The organism is Hymenobacter roseosalivarius DSM 11622 (genome assembly GCF_900176135.1).
GTDB classification, from domain to species: domain Bacteria; phylum Bacteroidota; class Bacteroidia; order Cytophagales; family Hymenobacteraceae; genus Hymenobacter; species Hymenobacter roseosalivarius.
This window is the reverse complement of the sequence record NZ_FWWW01000074.1, coordinates 17,781-34,357: the sequence shown is the minus strand read 5'-3', so window position 1 is coordinate 34,357 and position 16,577 is coordinate 17,781. Positions and strand designations below refer to the sequence as shown.

Genomic DNA, 16,577 nt, shown 5'->3' with positions numbered 1-16,577 from the left:
AGGAAAGTACCGGGACGTATCTGGGTGGGTACGTTCTTAATTGAGAGGCTGCATCTGGGTGGGTGCAGCCTTTTTTATTTTCCTCCGGTCGTTTTTTCAATTCTACATACATCAAAAAAGCCCCCCAAAGCAACTATGGGGGGCTTGTTAGTGAAATACTTACCGCTTAGCGAGCGGCCATTGGTTGCGTTTGCCGCCGGTATTGCGCCAGGCCAGCATCCAGAAACTTCAGGAACCCGGCTACATCGGGCTCGTAGGCGATAGGAGGCACCAAGGGCTGATTGCCCGCCTCGGCGTTGAGCAACACATAGTAAGGCTGCGCGTTTACGCCGTACTCCACTATTTGGAAGTCGGCGTTTTGCTTACCCAGCGTGCTTTTCTTCTTATTGTCGCGCCGGGAGGTGTACCATTCATTTTGGGGCAGTTCCTTTTTATCATCCACGTATAGGGCTACTATCACGTAGTCTTCGCGGAGGCGCTTGAGCACCTGCGGGTCGCTCCAGACGGTGGCTTCCATCTTGCGGCAATTGACGCAGGCGTGACCCGTGAAATCAATGAAGACAGGCTTCTGCTGGGCAATGGCGCAGCGCTTGGCCTGCTCCAGGTCGAAGAAGCCAGACAGTCCGTGGGGCAGTTCCAGAAAATCGGCGTAGCGAGGCGTCTCACAGAGTTCGTTGGCGGCGGTAGCCGGTGGAGCGGCAGAATTGCCCCCCGGCGCTGCCAGCGTAAAGTCGCGGGTGGATTGGGGGGGCAGGTAGCCAGCCAGCAATGGCAGCGGAGCCCCAAATAAGCCGGGCACCAGATAAGTCATAAAGCTGAATGCCAGGATAGCCAGCAGCAGGCGCGGTACGCTCAGGTGCGTGATTTCGCTGTCGTGGGAGAGCTTGAACTTGCCCAGCAAATACAGCCCTAGCAAAGCCGAAAGCACAATCCAGAGCACCAGGTACACGTCGCGGTTGAGCAGGTCCCAGTGGTACGCTAAATCGGCCATGCTTAGAAACTTGAGGGCCAGCATCAACTCAACAAAGCCTAACACAACTTTCACCGTGTTCAGCCAGCCGCCGGAGCGAGGCAGGCTTTTGAGCCAGGAAGGAAAAACGGCAAACAGCGTAAACGGCAGCGCAAAAGCCAGCGAGAAGCCAAACATACCGACTACCGGCATAATGGTTTCACCCCGAGCCGCCAAGCCAAGTACCGTGGCTACAATGGGGCCCGTACAGGAAAACGACACCAGCACCAACGTAAAAGCCATAAAGAACACGCCCAGCCAGCCACCTTTATCGGCTTGGGCATCGGCTTTATTCACTAAAGCGTTGGGCAATGTAATTTCGAACAGGCCCAGAAACGAGAGCCCGAATACCACGAACACCGCGAAAAACAGCAGGTTGGGCAGCCAATGCGTGGCCATGAAATTGGGGCCGTCCTCGCCCAGCAGCCGCGCTACAATAACGCCGATAATGGTATAAATCAGAATAATGGACAGGCCGTAGACCAACGCTTTCAGGATGCCCCGCGCCCGGCTGTCGGTGCCACCGGTGAAGAAGGAGACCGTCATGGGCACCATCGGGAATACGCAGGGGGTAATAAGTGCGGCCAGCCCCGAGAAGAAGGCCAAAACGCCAAATCCCCACAGACTACCCGTGCCCGAGGCACCCGCCGCGGCCGAAGCAGAGCCTACCGTCGCCGTGGTCACGGAAGCGGCTGGTGCTACGACGGCCGCCTGAGCAGCCGTGGCGGGCGGCGTGGGTGCCAGATCAGCGGCAACCTCAACATTTTCCGCGGACGCGAGAGCTGGCCTCACCGCTGTTTTGCCCCCCCCGTTCGGGGCAGCGGAGGCAGATGATGTAGCCGATGGGAGCCGAGCCGGGGGAGCTACGGCGCCGGTACCGGCCGGAGCAGCAGCCACGTTGATGGGGCCAAACGAAAGGGTTTCATCGCCGGGGATGCAGCGGCCGTCTACGTCGGTGCAGGTCTGGTATTCTACCTCGGCCTTGATGGTGAGCGGACCAGGCTGGAGCACTTTAATGCGCTGGCGGATCTGACCAGTTTTTTCAAAATAGGTAATGTCGCCCCCAAACACCTCGTCGTACTTCTTTTTAGCGCCAACCGACTTTGGTTTGCCAACTATCGTGTAAGCCGCGCTTTTGGGAAAGGTAAACGCGAAAACCGTCGGGCCGAGGTCGGGGTCAAAGTCGGTAGCGTAAAGGTGCCAGGTGTCGCTCATGCGGGCATTTACGATCAGCTCTATTTCGTCGCCTACTTTCGCGGTCGGCTGGCTGATGGCCGCAGAAAGCTTGGTAGGCGTGAGCACCTGGGCCATCGAACTCGCGCCAGTGAGCACGAGGAGGAACAAGGAAAGCAGAATTCGGGAGGGCAGCATAAGATGATAATCAGTTCGAAGGCAAACAAAGTTCGGCAGGAAGTGTCACACTTTGGCGAATGGGGGTTGCAGCAGCCAGTTCCACGGCCTCTATTTGCCCCCCATGGATCAATGTGACCTTAGTCGGAACCGCTTGGGCGGAATCTCGTACTTTTGTAGTTACAAAGGAGACTTGGCCGCGTGAGCCGAAGTTTCCGACACTATGATCTTAAATATTCTTCTCACTGTTCTGCTGGTATTGCTGAATGGTTTTTTTGTGGCGGCAGAATTTGCGTTAGTTAAGGTTCGCAGCTCGCAAGTAGAATTGCGTGCCCACAGTGGCAACCGCCTCGCTAAGCTGACCCTTAGCATGTTACAGAATCTGGACGCTTACCTCTCCGCCACCCAGCTTGGCATTACACTAGCCTCGCTGGCCCTTGGCTGGGTCGGAGAAAGCGTAGTGTCAGAAATTGTGCTCGCCGTATTGCACAAGTTTAATATTGGCGTAAGCACAGTAACAGTGCACACTTTCTCGGTGGTGGCGGTGTCCTTTATCATTATCACCTCGTTGCACATCGTTATTGGTGAGCAGGCTCCCAAAGTGCTGGCGATTCAGAAACCTGAGACGATTAGTTTTGCTATAGCAGCGCCCCTGCGGGTGTTCTATATTGTTACGTTTCCGCTTATCTGGGTACTGAATAAGCTCTCCAATATGGTAGCGGGTCTCTTTGGCGGTACTGCCACGCACGGATCGGATGCGCACTCCGCGGAAGAACTGCGGCTACTCCTTGACCAGAGCAAGCAAAGCGGCGAAATTCAGGACTCGGAGCACGAGCTGATCGAAAACGTCTTTCAGTTCAACGACCGTATGGTGAAGCAGATTATGGTACCCCGCACCAAGATCGCTGCCATCGACGTAAACGCTCCCCAGGACCAAGTACTCGAAACCGTGTACAGTGAGGGTTATTCGCGCATTCCGGTGTACGAAAGCTCCATCGATAATATCGTGGGCATTCTCTACGTGAAGGACTTGCTCCAGCTGATTCGGCGCAACGAGCCGGTGGAGCTGATCAAAATCATGCGTCCGGCTTACTTCGTGCCCGAAACCAAGAAGATCAACCGGCTGCTGCGGCAGTTTCAGCGCAAGCACATGCACTTCGCCATCGTTTCCGACGAGTTTGGCGGCGTATCGGGCATCGTTACCATCGAGGATATTATTGAGGAGCTGGTGGGCGAGATTCAGGACGAGTACGATAACGAAGTGCCCGTGGTGGAGAAAGTGTCGGAGGCGGAATACCGCGTCAACACCTCCACGGCCATCTCCGACGCCAACGAGTACCTGCCCTTCCCGTTGCCCGAGGGCGACGACTACGAAACCGTGGGTGGCCTGCTGAACATGATTTATGGCAACATCCCGGAAGTAAACGACGTGGCCGTGGTCGACAACTATGAATTCCGGGTGCTCAAACGCTCCCGCCGGGCCGTTGAGCTGGTGCAGTTGCGCGTAATTACCACCGCCGAGCGGGAGGCCGAAGCCGGCGAAGCCCTGAATCTGTAAGAAGGTATCGTCGCTTCACCATCTGAGATTTCAGGCATAAAAAAGCCCCCACCGTGCTGGACTGGGGGCTTTTTTATGCCTGAAATCTCCGGCAGCTATTGGTACGGGCAGCAAATCTATTGCTTAAACCAACTAGCGTACAGCACATAGTTATCAGCCGTGCGGGCAATCATCGCGCGCTGCTCTTCGGTTATAGGCTTGATTTTGCGAGCCGGAATCCCAGCGTACAGATAGCCCGGTTCGCATTGGGTATTCTCCAGTACCACCGCGCCCGCCGCTATTATGCAGCCCGCCCCCACTACCGCATGGTCCATCACGATGGCACCCATGCCAATGAGCACATCGTCCTCCACGGTGCAGCCGTGCACGATAGCGCGGTGCCCTATACTCACCCGCGCCCCGATGTCGGTAGCCGCCTTCTGGTAGGTGCAGTGAATAACGGCGCCATCCTGGATATTGGTTTGCTCCCCAATGCGGATGCTGTTCACGTCGCCCCGCAGCACGGCATTGAACCACACCGTACAGTTACTGCCCAGCACCACGTCGCCCACGATGGTGGCATTACCAGCCACAAAGCAGTCAGCGCCCAGCTGGGGGGCAATTCCGTTGACGGGCAGAAGTAGGGCAGGCATAGCAGAAATTATATCTTTAACGGAACAATACGTGAAAGTACATTTACCTGCTCTACTCATGGTCTCTTTACCAATCTTCAGCGAACAGCAGTCGTTTATAAAACACTGGTGGGCGTTGTTATTGCTGCCAATTTGCCTGATGGTAGGCGTGGCTGTGCTCCAATACAGCGGAAAGCTGCCTCAAAAAGAGTTTTCTTGGATTGGGGTGGCCCTAGCCATACTAGCTGCCTTCCTGCTCATCACCTTACGACTCCATACCCGCCTAGACTCTACCGGACTTCACTACCGCATGACCCCGATCCACTTACAATGGCAGCATATCGATTGGGCGGAGGTTAGCCGCGCCTACGTACGGGAGTACGATCCGCTGGGCGAGTACGGTGGTTGGGGCATCAAAGGGGTTATTTCTAACCGTGCATACAACATGGCCGGCTCCTATGGCTTGCAGCTGGAGCTACACAATGGCAACCGGGTATTGTTGGGCACCCAACAGCCCAAGGCTTTGCGCCAAGTCATAGCGCAGCTACGGCCTGAGCAGCTACCGACAATCTAAGCAAGTATATTAGCGGGTCAGCATGCGCTTCCAGGTGCCTTTCGCCAGGTTGTAGCGCAGGGTGCTGGGCAAGGCTTGCCAGAAGTATTTGCTGGTCTCAACCGCGAAGCTGGGCTGCATATAGCAGTTAATAGTACAGCCCTCGCAAGCCGGCAGACGGCCTTCCAGCGCGGCTAACTGCTGCACTTCCGCCGAGCGGTGCAGCTCATAAAGCTGCCCATTAATAGGGAATTTCTTCTCTCCCAAATGGTAGCAGGGCAGCACCAGCTCATTGCTGGGCGAAATAACCAGCGTAGTGCTGGCCGCCCGACACACGGGCTTAGCTACGTGGTTACCGCCGTCTTTGCGCAGCTGAATAAACGCTTCGTTGAGATATACGCCCTTACGCAGCCCGAAAGCCGACAAATAATCCAGCTCGGCCGTGATCAGTTGCTCGCCGGTGGCTACGCTGTTGTACTCGAAGGCCGGATTAATGATGAGGACCAAGCCGTTGGGCTGGGTAATATCACGGTACACCGCCTCCAGCTGCGACAGGTTTTCGCGAAATACGGTGAACAATATATCCGGCCGTTCGCCCAGCTCTTTAGCTACCCGAATGCTTTCCAGCACAAAATCAAAGCAGGCCACGCCGCGGCCTTTATCGTGCACCTCCTTCTCCGACGAGTCGAGGGAGAAGTGCAGCATATCGACCTTGGCCCGCAGCCGCTCGGCGTATTTTGGATAGAGCAGGCAATTGGTTGTGAGCGTAGTGATAAAGCCCATGTCGTGAGCGAGGCCCACAAACTCATGAATCTGGCGGTGCAGCAGCGGCTCGCCACCGGTAAAATCAACCACGTTTACCCCCAGGCGCTGCAAATCGCGCAGGTTTTGGGCTACGTCTTCGAGCTGGATGTATGGCGAGGGTTTTTCCCAGATGTCGCAGAAGGAGCAACGCGCATTACACCGGTAGGTGACATAATAATTACACAATACCGGATGACGAACAAGGCGCATAGCAGCAAAGGTAGCCCATTATGGCCGCTGACTAATGCGGCAGCTTTCCCCAGTCTTCCTCCCACCGTTTTGGCGTGGCGGCCAGCGCTTCGTGGGTGGCGGGTCCGTAGTGCTCCCGATAATAGTTGCAGAAGCCCTTCAGGGGGCATTTCGGACAATCTGGCTTTGAGAAAAGACAAATCTTCTGACCATGCCAATAGTTGTGTTTATGAAAATTGAGCAACACTAACGCATCAGCCGGAAGCTGGGCCAACAACAACTGGTGCGCCTTATCAGCCGAGGCTTTGGGCGGAATCATGCCTACGCGCTGAGCGATGCGGTGCACGTGCGTATCAACGGGCAGCACGGGCTTATGAAAGTTAAAAAGCAGCACTAGCGAAGCGGTTTTGAGGCCAATGCCGGGCATATCCATTAGCCAGGCCAGGCCCTTCTCAGTGGACCAGTCCATCAAAAAGTCTAGTGTAATCTCGCCATGCTCGGCCTTTATACGGCGCAGTATCTCCTGAATGCGCGGAGCCTGGGTATCGGGCCAGCGCGTGGTCCGAATGGCGTGGGCCAAGTCAGCGGTTGGCGCGGCCATCACGCCTTCCCAATCCCCGTAGGCCTCCAGCATTCTATCGTAGGCCAGTTCCTCATCGTGGTGGGTAGTCCGATGCGACAACAGCGTGGATATCAGCTCGCGCATGGGCGAGCGGCGCGGAGTTTCCAGGGTCAGCGGAGGATAAAATCCGTGCAGAATCTCATGGTTCTGCCGCGTTTTCTCAGCGGCTGGCGAGTCGTAGGTCGTTGGCATAGCCGGTTGTACCGACTGGGCGAACCCCAGGTTACGCCTTACGTCAACAACGATTCAGAAACGCATAAAAAAGCCCCCCGGAATATTTCCGGGGGGCTTTTTAAGAACTTTTGACAGCGAAGCTTAGATGGTGCCGCGCTCAGCAGCCTTCTTCAGCTTTTCGTTGGCATAGATGGCGACCTCTACCCGACGGTTAGCCGTGCGGCCAGCCTCAGTCGAGTTGTCGGCGATGGGCTGACGCGAACCGTACCCCTGGGTCTGGAAGCGCGAAGCCTCTACGCCCTGGTTCTGGGCATAATTGGCCACTGCCTGAGCCCGACGCTGCGACAAAGGATCGTTGATGGCGTCGTTGCCGCTGGTATCGGTGTGACCTTCGATCAGCACGTTGGTGTCGCCGTATTTTTTCAGCGTAGCAGCCAGCTCAGCAATGTTGCTTTGGGCAGTAGAAGTCAGGTTAGACGAGTTCTTGGCGAATAGAATGCCCGAGTCGAAGGTGATTTTGATGCCTTCGCCTACGCGTTCTACTTTGGCACCAGCCATTTCGCGCTGTAGCTCAGCAGCTTGCTTATCCATGCGGCGGCCGATGAGGGCACCACCGGCACCACCTACGGCCGCACCGATAATAGCACCACCGGCGGTGCTGTTTTTGCCACCAAGCACGCGGCCCAGTACGCCACCAGCTACGGCACCAGCACCAGCCCCGATCAAACCGCCTTTAGCAGTTCTGCTCATTGGTTTCCTGGTAGTCGTGGTTTGTGCTTGAGCGAAATTACTGCCTAGCAGCAACAGGGCTAGGATAAAGGCGAAGTACGAACGAGAGGTTTTCATGATATACTATGAAGGGGTTTGTTTTGGTATTCGTTGGCGGGAAGCAAACTAAAGGAATGAATTCCCTCCCATGACTAATCGAAAGGCAACCACCTTGCCAAACTCCTGCTCCCATCCTATTTACCAACAAAAAAATACCCTTCCGCGCCTGTAAATGGCTTTTTACTAGCTGCCTATATACTTGAGTTAGTTTCTAACCGTAAACCAAAAAAGGCTGCCTCAATAAGCGGCAGCCTTTTGTCAGAACAACTTTTCGACTAGCAAAACCTAGTCTTTCTTGGTATACTCCCGGTGCCGAACCGGGTCTTTTTTCTTGTCCTGCCTACGCCCAATCAGGGCACCACTCACGGCACCGGCACCAGCGCCAATAACGGCACCCTTGCCCCGGTCGCCTTTACCCGCGATAATGGCCCCAGCCGCCGCGCCAGTACCAGCGCCGATGACAGCGCCCTTGCCTTTCCGACTCCAGCCTTTTTTCTCAGGCTGCGTGGTGCTCTGTGCCAAGGCAGTATTACTCCCCAAGAACAATATGGCTGCAGCCACAGCGAAATACAAACGAATATTTTTCATGATTTCTCTCGTTAGGTGACACGATTAAACCTATGACAATCTGAGCCCTAAACGATAAGTATGGCGCTTAGGTTGACTTCGCCGGGTTTTAGGCGAACTTAAAAGGAGAACGAATATGGCTTTTTCAACACGAAAAAGGCCGCCCAAGTGGGCGGCCTTTTTAAGTCTTTCAGTCGACAGGTAATGCTTACAAGCGGCCTTCTTCGGCAGCCTTCTTCATCTTCTCGTTGGCGTAGATGGCAATTTCTACCCGGCGGTTAGCCTGCTTACCAGCTTCGGTGGTGTTGTCGGCAATGGGCTGCGAAGAACCGTAGCCACGGGTCTGAACACGCGAAGCCTCTACACCCTTGGAGGTGGTATAAGTGGCTACCGCCTGCGCGCGACGCTCCGAAAGTGGCTGGTTGATAGCGTCGGAGCCGCTGGCATCCGTGTGGCCTTCCACCAGAATGTTGGTATCGGGATACTTCTGGAGCGTAGTGGCCATTTTGTCAATTTCCGTCATCGAAGCCGGACGTAGTGTAGCAGCGTTGGTATCGAAGAGAATACCCGAATCGAAGGTGATTTTGATGCCTTCGCCTACGCGCTCTACTTTGGCGTTCTGCATATCGCGCTGCAACTCTTCGGCCTGCTTGTCCATGCGGCGGCCAATGAGGGCGCCGCCCGTACCGCCTACGGCCGCACCGATAATGGCGCCCGCTGCCGTACCCGACTTACCACCAATCACGCGACCTAAGACAGCGCCAGTAATGGCACCGGCACCGGCACCAATAGCACCACCCTTCACTGTGCGGCTAGTGCCAGTCTTGCGAGGGCCAGTTCCATTACCTGTGGTATCATTGCCCTGCGGGATGTTGCCCGAGCCCTGCTGCGACGTGGCGCATGAGCCTAGGAACAGCGTAAAGGCCAGGAAAAGAGAAAAAATTGAGTTGGAGGATTTCATGGAAGTGTACTTGGTGGAACAGAAACTAAACGTGGAAGGAATGATTTTCAGTGCTGCTTACTGCATTTTGCCCGAAAAAGTTCGTGGAATATATTACTGGCTCTATCAAAAACCTTGCTGAAACCAAATGAGCGGATCTAACAGCTAAAAAAGCCCCCCAGGTAGTGCTATTGCGTGTCTGGCGGGCTTTTTATGGTTAATGCCTTAAGTTTCTAGGCCGTGCCGGCTGTTCGCAAGCTACGTTGTAAAGGCAACGTCTCTATCAAAACCTCCGATGCGGGACGCAGCATAGTCAGCAAGTCAGTAAGTTGGGCCTTGAGGTTTTTGCGGTCCACGATGAAGTCGAGGAAGCCATGTTCAAGCACAAACTCAGCGCTTTGAAAGTCTTTGGGCAGGTCTTTACCAATAGTCTCCTTAATTACCCGCGGGCCGGCAAACCCAATCAGCGCGCCGGGCTCCGAGATATTAAAGTCGCCGAGCATGGCGTAGGAAGCCGTCACGCCGCCCGTAGTGGGGTCAGTGAGCAGGGAAATGTACGGTATACCCGCCTCCGATAGCATCGCCAGCTTGGCCGAGGTTTTGGCCATCTGCATCAGCGAGTAGCCCGCCTCCATCATGCGCGCCCCACCCGACTTGGAAATCATGAGAAAGGGTACACGGTGCTGGCGGGCGTAGTCGATGGCGCGGGCAATCTTTTCGCCCACCACCGAGCCCATCGAGCCGCCGATAAATTTAAAGTCCATGCAAGCTACTACTAGGTCAAGGCCATTAAGCTGCCCGTGGGCCGTGCGCACCGCGTCGCGCAGGCCCGTTTGGTGCTGCGTAGCCACGATGCGCTGCGGATACGCTTTCGTATCCACGAAGTGCAGCGGGTCGGCCGAGCTCAGCTCGGCATCGAGCTCCGTGAACTGATTATTATCAAACAACACCTCAAAATATTCGGCCGAATCGATACGGGCGTGGTGGTTGCACTTGGCGCAGGTAAACTGCAGGCGCTTGTGCTCCACCATGGGCGACACGGTCTTGCACTCCGGGCACTTATACCACAGGCCGTCCGGGGTCTCCTTCTTCTGCTCCGTCGGGGTGACGATGCCTTTCTCTACGCGCTTAAACCAGGACATATCTTCAATGAGAAATTAGTAATGAGCAGTTAATAATGAGCAATTTACGCTTTTCAACAGATGACTAATGAGTAATGCGTAACAACGAACAGCAGTTGCTCATTAGTCATTATTAATTGCTCATTGAGGCACTAAGCCAGCGTTACCTCACTGTCCAGGTATACATCCTGGATGGTATGAAGTAATTGTACGCCTTCGGCGAAGGGGCGCTGAAAGGCTTTGCGGCCCGAAATCAGGCCCTGGCCGCCGGCCCGCTTATTCACGATGGCCGTCTTGACGGCTGTTTCGCGGTCGGTGTCGCCCAGGCTTTCGCCCCCCGAGTTGATCAGGCCGATGCGGCCCATGTAGCAGTTGGCCACTTGGTAGCGCGTGAGGTCGATCGGGTTATCGGCCGACAGGCTCTCGTACATGGCCTTGTGGGTTTTGCCAAATTTCAGGTCGCGGAAGCCGCCGTTGGTTTCGGGCAGTTTCTGCTTGATGATGTCGGCCTGAATGGTGACGCCCAGGTGGTTGGCCTGGCCCGTGAGGTCGGTGGCTACGTGGTAGTCTTTGTCGGCGGTTTTGAAGGCGTTGTTGCGAGTGTAGCACCACAGCACGGTAGCCATGCCTAACTCATGGGCACGCTCAAAGGCCTGGCTCACCTCCACAATCTGCCGGTTCGACTCCTCGGAGCCGAAGTAAATGGTAGCTCCCACGGCCGTTGCGCCCAGGTTCCAGGCTTCCTCCACCGACCCGAACATGATCTGGTCGAACTTATTAGGATAAGTCAGCAGCTCGTTGTGGTTGATTTTAACCAGAAACGGAATCTTGTGGGCGTATTTGCGGGCCACCGTACCGAAGGTACCAAAGGTGGTGGCCACCGCGTTGCAGCCGCCTTCCACAGCCAGCTTAATGATGTTTTCGGGGTCGAAATACATCGGGTTCGGTCCGAAAGAGGAGCCGGCCGTGTGCTCAATGCCCTGATCGACGGGCAGAATAGACAGGTAGCCCGTGCCACTCAGCCGCCCATGATGATACAGCTGCCCCAACGAGCGCAGTACCTGCGGCGTCCGGTTGGAGGGCACAAAGCAGCGGTCCAGAAAATCGGGGCCAGGCTGGTGCAGCAGTCCTTTATCTATCGTCTTGCACTCGTGCCGGAGCAGGGCCCGCGTGTCGGCGCTGTGGTCAGAATAGGAGGCCATGCGTGATTTCTTAGGTGAGACGGGAGCGGAAAAGTACGGGGGGCAAATATAAGTCGAAAATCGCTTCGCAAGGTTGGCTGGTTGGAAGTTGGGGTCCGCTATGGCTACCTTGCCGCAGGGTGTTGCGCTCAGTTAAATTTGCCCCCCAGCCCTTTGTTACTCACCGCTCTATCGTGAAAAAATCTTCTACGCTACTCCTTGGGGCTATAAGCCTGACGGCTGCCACGTTACTGCCCGGCTGCGTTGCCTCCAAAAAATACGATGACCTGCGCGCCCGCCAAACGGCTACCGAGCAAGCCAAAACCGATCTGGAGCGCCAGCAGCGCCAGGCCGTAGCTGAGCTGCAGAAAGCCAGCGACGAGCTGGCCCAGCTTCGCCTCGACAACAAACGCTTGGTGGCCGACTCGACCCAGACCGGCAACGTGCTGCGCAAAACCCAGAACCTCTACGGTGAGCTGAACAGCAGCTTCGAGAAGCTGCTCAAAAACACCGACCGCGCCCTGGCCGACAAATCCGCCGACTACAGCAAAGTAGCCCAGGATCTGGCCCGCCGCGAGGCGGATTTGGGCAAAAGCCAGACGGAAATCGACAAGCTAACCGCCGACCTGAAAACCCGCGAAGCCCGCCTGACCGAGCTCCAGCAGGCCCTGGCCGAGAAAGACAAGGCCGTAAACGACCTGCGCGCTAAGGTGAGCAAAGCCCTGCTTAGCTTCAATGACAGCGACCTGCAAGTACAGCTCAAGGACGGCAAGGTATACGTGTCGCTTTCCGAGCAGCTGCTGTTCAAATCAGGCTCGACCAAAGTAGACCCCAAAGGCCAGGACGCCCTGAAAAAGCTGGCCACCGTGCTCCAGGAGCAGCGCGACGTGAACGTGGTAGTGGAAGGCCACACCGACGACGTGCCCATCACGAAAGGCACCGCCGGCATGCAGGACAACTGGGACCTGAGCGTACTGCGCGCCACCGAAATTGCCCGCCTGCTGACTACCAGCGGCGTCACGCCGGAGCGTGTCACGGCCTCGGGTCGCTCCAAGTACGTGCCCCTGGACGTGGCCAAAACGCCGGTGGCCCGCCAGAAAAACCGGCGCACCGAGATTATCCTCACGCCCAAGCTGGACGAGCTGTTTCAGATTCTGGACGCCAGTTCCAGCGCAACGGCCAAGTAACAGAATCAGCAGCACTAAAAAAGCCCCCCAGACATTACTGGGGGGCTTTTTTATGCATAAAGATTTGATACCCAGCCTTAGTTGGTGGGCAAGGTCACATTCAGGCGAGCGAAGTAGAAGCCGCCGTTGTAGCCGAACTGGTTGGGGTTATAAATCGTGCGGCCCCGGTTGGTGTTATCGAGCGTCGAGTTGTAGTTGAGCAGCGGATCGACGGAGAAGTTCGTGGTGCTGTTGCGGGGGTTCACCTTATACTGGTCGGGGTACACGTTGAAGATGTTGTTGGCACCGACCGTCAGCCCGATCATCTTGGTCAGCTGCGCGCCCACCGTCAGATCGGTTATCCATTTGGCGCTGAAGGTCTGATCGATGGACGAATAGAGAAAGTTAGGATTGCCGGCGGGGCTGCCCAGGCGGGCATCTTTGTACTCCACGGCTCCAAAGCGCACCGTGCGGGCCTCCACGCTGAACATACCCAGGGCGTAGCCAGCCGTCAGGTTGATTTTGCTGCGCGGCTGCGCCGATTCGATGCGGTTGCGCTGCTGCCGGTCAAACAAGGTGTTTTGCAGGCCCGTCTGGTCGGCGTCGATAGTAGCTGAGCTGTTGATTTTGCGCACTCTGGTTTGGTTGAAGTTGGCGGCTACCGTCAGGCTCAGGCGTCCCGGCCCAACCTCCACCCGCTCATTGGCCACTATATCAATGCCGCGGGTGCGGGTGTTGATAGCATTGGCGAAAAACTGCACCTGGCTCACCGGCAGCGTGCCCAAAATAGAGGTTACTGTGGCGTTGGCCCGGCTGAACTGCGAGGAGAGCACAATCCGGTCCCGAATGTCAATCTGGTAGGCATCGGCAGTCAGGGTGGCGGTTTTCAGAATCCGCGCGGTGAGGCCCAGGCTGTAGTTTACTGACTTCTCCTGCTTCAGGGCCGGAATCCCGAATCCTTGCTGGCCCGTACCAGTAGCCGAAAAGCCGTTGCGCACGATGGGGTTATCATTATTAACGGTAAGCACCTGCTGAGGTGCGCCCTGCACAAACTGGGTGCTGGTATTGGTGAAGTAGCGCTGCTGCAACGAAGGGGCCCGAAAGCCATTGCTGATGGCACCGCGCACGGCCACATCCGGTAGTACGCTGTAGCGGGCGGCCACCTTGCCACTCACGTTATTGCCAAAATCACTGTAGCGCTCAGCCCGACCGGCCACGCTTACCAGCAGCTTGTCGGTCAGGTCGCTTTCCAGGTCAATGTAGCCGGCCGTGTTGGTGCGCGAGCGGTCCACGGCATCGGAAGGCTGGTAGCCAGGAAACACCTGGGCTCCGGCAGCGGCGAACGTACCCGGCGACACGAGGCGGCCGTAGTTCTCGTACGAGCCACGCTCACCAGCCTTAATCTGGTAATTATCGTAGCGATACTCCGCGCCAAAGGCCACGTTCAGGGTGCTCAGAGCCGCTACGTTGGTGAAGCGCCGCGTGAAGTTCAGGTTGGACGTATTCTGCCGAAAGGCAATATCACCGGCGTAGAAGTTGGTGGGGCTAAGGCCAATAGGCAGCGAAGCGTTGAGCGTATTGCTGATGTCGAACCGAATCTCGTTGCGCCCGAAGGTGTTGCTCAGGTCCACATCGAACCCCAGTACCTGGCCGCGCAGCCCCGAGATAATCGACTGATCAACGATGGTCGTGTTGATAAAAGGCAGAAAGCCATTGGGATAGAGGGTCAGGTCTACCTGCGTAACCTGGTTGGGGAGGCGGTAGAAGCCGGCTGCTTTGCCGGTCCGTCGCGTGGCTCCGGCCGTAACGTAGGCCTCCAGTCCGAGGGCCGGCACCAGCTTATAGCCAAAATTCATGAACCCACCGTAGTTGCGGGCTTCCGACTGCCCGAGGCGCAGGTTGTCGCGGTTGTAGCCGTTGCGAGCTACCAGGGCGTCGTCCTGGGCCTTCAGATCGCGGCGGGCCTGCTCGGTGTTGGCGCTGCCGGGGTAGCCGCCATTCGCACCCAGATAGATCAGCGGAGCGGTATCGGTGCCGGTGCGGTTCGTGTAGCCCCGGTTGCTGAACTGTCCGCTCAGATCCAGGTAGCCGCGGCCGTTCAGACCGACGCCTACGTTGGCATCGGCTTGGTACAGGCGGCCGTCCCCCTCGTAGGTCTCGCCCACGGTACTGGTGGCCTGCAGGCCGGTGGTGTCGTCTTTGAGCTGAATGTTGATCACGCCGGCAATGGCATCGGAGCCGTACTGAGCGGCGGCTCCATCGCGCAGCACTTCAATGCGCTTGATGGAAGCGTTGGGAATCGTGTTCAGGTCGGTGCCCACCGAGCCCCGGCCGACCGTACCGTTGATGTTCACCAGCGCCGAGCTGTGGCGGCGCTTGCCGTTCACGAGCACCAGTACCTGGTCAGGACCGAGCCCGCGCAACGAAGCGGGATCGACGTGGTCGGTGCCGTCGGAGATGGACTGGCGCGACGACTGAAACGACGGGGCTATGTACGTCAGAATCTGCGCCACGTCGACCTGAGCGAAGGCTTTGATTTCACGGGCCGAAATAACATCGACCGGCGAAGTAGTCAGGATGTTCGAGCGGCCTTCGGTAGCCCGCGAGCCGGTTACCACCACTTCATTCAGGTCCGTGGTAGCATCCTGCAGGCGCACGTCGATGCTGGTGCGGCCGTTCACGCTAATCTGCTGGGTGGCTGAGCCGATGGCCGAAAAGGTAAGCACGGCGTCGGCGGGCACCTGAATGCGGTAGCTGCCGTCATTATCGGTGCTGGTGCCGTTAGTAGTGCCGCGCTGGAGCACCGTCACGCCCGGCTGGGCGGCGCCGTTGCCGCCGGTCACGCGGCCGGTTACAGCAATGTTTTGGGCCCAGGCCGGCACCAAGGCCAGCAGGAGCACCACAAGAAGTAGGATTTTTTTCATAAAAACACGAGTTTGGAGGAAAGAATGAAGCAGAATCGGCTAACAGCCACAATAGCGGCGTATCGCGCAGTCGGACAAGCAGTTAGAGCCAGCTTGCACTGCGTACCTAATATCCAATAAGAGAAAGCGTCAGCTTAAAATAAAATCAGCAACAACAACGCGTGTCGGCCACGACGGCGAGCAAAGCGTAAGTTGATGGTGATAAAAGAGGCATTACTTCGAAAACGAAAATGCGGAAGCGCCTGAAGAAATTGAATTCTAACTCTAGTATAGACGATTTATTTCTAATGCGTTATACATCAACTCGCTTAGCCGCAAAAAAGCCCCCCAGATTTGTTCTGGGGGACTTTTATAATATAGTGCTTTCCTGCTTATTGAACTTTACGCACTATTGGTCCATCACCACGCCGCAGCCAATATGGGCGCCGGAATTTCCCGAAGGCTGCGAGACATAATCGTCGGCATTGGCGTGCACGATGAGGGCTTTGTTGAGAATATTTCGGCTGGCATCGCTGCCGCCAATGTTCCAGTCTTCGGCGGTGACTGCCAGAACACCGGTGCCATCGGTGCCTACCGTTATGTTACCAATGTCGCCCCGATGGTATGGTGCCGTACCCCGGCGGCCGTGCGGCTCGCTGGTGGGGTTCCAGTGCGGGCCCGCGTTCATGGCCGTTGGCCCGGAGCAGTCCCCGTTCTGGTGCAGATGGACCGCGTGCTGGCCAGGCGCTACGCCGCTTACCACTATGTACACCCGTACACCCCGGCCGCTTATTTGGCTGAAGCTGGCGGTACCGATCAACGAACTGCCACTTTTTGCTTCCAGATCAGCGTGGGCCAACCGCACCAGATTAACCGTATCGTCGTTGCAACCCGTTAGGGCGCACAGGGCTGCGAGTGAGCCAGCGTAGAGTAAGTTTTTCATAGTAGTGGTTTTGGAGTGAGGTTATAGGTTTGCGTGTCTTTTCTATACAGCAAACCGC

The 16,577-nt window shown here is 56.6% G+C and carries 14 protein-coding genes; 3 read left to right on the top strand and 11 right to left on the bottom strand.

Annotated features, from left to right (window positions below; translation table 11 throughout):
- Positions 1 to 166: 166 nt before the first annotated feature.
- A complete protein-coding gene (locus tag B9A24_RS12560) occupies positions 167 to 2,380 on the bottom strand; it encodes a protein-disulfide reductase DsbD family protein (protein ID WP_084446367.1) in 2,214 nt (737 codons plus the stop codon).
- 202 nt (positions 2,381 to 2,582) lie between these two features.
- Between B9A24_RS12560 and B9A24_RS12555 the strand changes: the two genes are divergently transcribed.
- On the top strand, positions 2,583 to 3,917 hold the full coding sequence (locus B9A24_RS12555; RefSeq protein ID WP_084446366.1) for a hemolysin family protein: 1,335 nt from the start codon (positions 2,583 to 2,585) through the stop codon (positions 3,915 to 3,917).
- A gap of 116 nt (positions 3,918 to 4,033) precedes the next feature.
- Here the strand turns inward: B9A24_RS12555 and B9A24_RS12550 are convergent, their stop codons facing one another.
- Positions 4,034 to 4,549, bottom strand: a complete 516-nt coding sequence (locus B9A24_RS12550) for a gamma carbonic anhydrase family protein (RefSeq protein WP_084446365.1) — start codon at positions 4,547 to 4,549, stop codon at positions 4,034 to 4,036.
- 58 nt (positions 4,550 to 4,607) lie between these two features.
- Here B9A24_RS12550 and B9A24_RS12545 point away from each other — a divergent pair, with 58 nt between their 5' ends.
- A complete protein-coding gene (locus B9A24_RS12545) occupies positions 4,608 to 5,102 on the top strand; it encodes a hypothetical protein (protein WP_084446364.1) in 495 nt (164 codons plus the stop codon).
- Positions 5,103 to 5,111: 9 nt separating this feature from the next.
- Here the strand turns inward: B9A24_RS12545 and B9A24_RS12540 are convergent, their stop codons facing one another.
- The 7 genes from B9A24_RS12540 to B9A24_RS12510 form a co-directional block, all read right to left on the bottom strand.
- On the bottom strand, positions 5,112 to 6,095 hold the full coding sequence (locus B9A24_RS12540; RefSeq protein ID WP_084446363.1) for a radical SAM protein: 984 nt from the start codon (positions 6,093 to 6,095) through the stop codon (positions 5,112 to 5,114).
- Between the two features lie 31 nt (positions 6,096 to 6,126).
- Positions 6,127 to 6,888: an endonuclease III domain-containing protein gene (locus B9A24_RS12535; RefSeq protein ID WP_084446362.1), complete on the bottom strand. Its 762-nt coding sequence runs from the start codon at positions 6,886 to 6,888 to the stop codon at positions 6,127 to 6,129.
- A gap of 123 nt (positions 6,889 to 7,011) precedes the next feature.
- Positions 7,012 to 7,716 (bottom strand): YiaD family glycine zipper/OmpA-like lipoprotein, encoded by a 705-nt coding sequence (locus tag B9A24_RS12530; RefSeq protein WP_084446361.1) that lies wholly within the window; start codon positions 7,714 to 7,716, stop codon positions 7,012 to 7,014.
- Between the two features lie 267 nt (positions 7,717 to 7,983).
- Positions 7,984 to 8,286 carry a YMGG-like glycine zipper-containing protein gene (locus B9A24_RS12525; protein ID WP_084446360.1) on the bottom strand — a complete coding sequence of 101 codons (303 nt, stop codon included), beginning with the start codon at positions 8,284 to 8,286 and terminating at the stop codon, positions 7,984 to 7,986.
- A 187-nt stretch (positions 8,287 to 8,473) separates the two neighbouring features.
- Positions 8,474 to 9,226, bottom strand: coding sequence for a YiaD family glycine zipper/OmpA-like lipoprotein (locus tag B9A24_RS12520; protein WP_200813920.1), 753 nt, complete (start codon positions 9,224 to 9,226; stop codon positions 8,474 to 8,476).
- Between the two features lie 212 nt (positions 9,227 to 9,438).
- Complete coding sequence (gene accD / locus B9A24_RS12515) at positions 9,439 to 10,347, bottom strand: acetyl-CoA carboxylase, carboxyltransferase subunit beta (protein ID WP_084446359.1); 909 nt, start codon at positions 10,345 to 10,347, stop codon at positions 9,439 to 9,441.
- A gap of 131 nt (positions 10,348 to 10,478) precedes the next feature.
- Positions 10,479 to 11,528 carry a class I fructose-bisphosphate aldolase gene (locus B9A24_RS12510; protein WP_084446358.1) on the bottom strand — a complete coding sequence of 350 codons (1,050 nt, stop codon included), beginning with the start codon at positions 11,526 to 11,528 and terminating at the stop codon, positions 10,479 to 10,481.
- 173 nt (positions 11,529 to 11,701) lie between these two features.
- Here B9A24_RS12510 and B9A24_RS12505 point away from each other — a divergent pair, with 173 nt between their 5' ends.
- Positions 11,702 to 12,694: an OmpA/MotB family protein gene (locus B9A24_RS12505; RefSeq protein ID WP_200813919.1), complete on the top strand. Its 993-nt coding sequence runs from the start codon at positions 11,702 to 11,704 to the stop codon at positions 12,692 to 12,694.
- Between the two features lie 77 nt (positions 12,695 to 12,771).
- Here B9A24_RS12505 and B9A24_RS12500 read toward each other — a convergent pair whose 3' ends face one another.
- Both B9A24_RS12500 and B9A24_RS12495 read right to left on the bottom strand, forming a co-directional pair.
- On the bottom strand, positions 12,772 to 15,597 hold the full coding sequence (locus tag B9A24_RS12500) for a TonB-dependent receptor (protein ID WP_084446357.1): 2,826 nt from the start codon (positions 15,595 to 15,597) through the stop codon (positions 12,772 to 12,774).
- Positions 15,598 to 15,985: 388 nt separating this feature from the next.
- A complete protein-coding gene (locus tag B9A24_RS12495) occupies positions 15,986 to 16,519 on the bottom strand; it encodes a superoxide dismutase family protein (RefSeq protein ID WP_084446355.1) in 534 nt (177 codons plus the stop codon).
- Between the last annotated feature and the right edge of the window lie 58 nt (positions 16,520 to 16,577).

Excerpts from the sequence above, each read along its gene's own strand:
- B9A24_RS12510 (WP_084446358.1), bottom strand. The coding sequence starts at position 11,528 with ATGGCCTCCTATTCTGACCACAGCGCCGACACGCGGGCCCTGCTCCGG.
- B9A24_RS12550 (WP_084446365.1), bottom strand. The coding sequence starts at position 4,549 with ATGCCTGCCCTACTTCTGCCCGTCAACGGAATTGCCCCCCAGCTGGGC.
- B9A24_RS12525 (WP_084446360.1), bottom strand. The coding sequence starts at position 8,286 with ATGAAAAATATTCGTTTGTATTTCGCTGTGGCTGCAGCCATATTGTTC.
- B9A24_RS12535 (WP_084446362.1), bottom strand. The coding sequence starts at position 6,888 with ATGCCAACGACCTACGACTCGCCAGCCGCTGAGAAAACGCGGCAGAAC.
- B9A24_RS12555 (WP_084446366.1), top strand. The coding sequence starts at position 2,583 with ATGATCTTAAATATTCTTCTCACTGTTCTGCTGGTATTGCTGAATGGT.
- B9A24_RS12540 (WP_084446363.1), bottom strand. The coding sequence starts at position 6,095 with ATGCGCCTTGTTCGTCATCCGGTATTGTGTAATTATTATGTCACCTAC.
- B9A24_RS12545 (WP_084446364.1), top strand. The coding sequence starts at position 4,608 with ATGGTCTCTTTACCAATCTTCAGCGAACAGCAGTCGTTTATAAAACAC.
- B9A24_RS12560 (WP_084446367.1), bottom strand. The coding sequence starts at position 2,380 with ATGCTGCCCTCCCGAATTCTGCTTTCCTTGTTCCTCCTCGTGCTCACT.
- accD (WP_084446359.1), bottom strand. The coding sequence starts at position 10,347 with ATGTCCTGGTTTAAGCGCGTAGAGAAAGGCATCGTCACCCCGACGGAG.
- B9A24_RS12495 (WP_084446355.1), bottom strand. The coding sequence starts at position 16,519 with ATGAAAAACTTACTCTACGCTGGCTCACTCGCAGCCCTGTGCGCCCTA.
- B9A24_RS12500 (WP_084446357.1), bottom strand. The coding sequence starts at position 15,597 with ATGAAAAAAATCCTACTTCTTGTGGTGCTCCTGCTGGCCTTGGTGCCG.
- B9A24_RS12520 (WP_200813920.1), bottom strand. The coding sequence starts at position 9,226 with ATGAAATCCTCCAACTCAATTTTTTCTCTTTTCCTGGCCTTTACGCTG.
- B9A24_RS12530 (WP_084446361.1), bottom strand. The coding sequence starts at position 7,716 with ATGAAAACCTCTCGTTCGTACTTCGCCTTTATCCTAGCCCTGTTGCTG.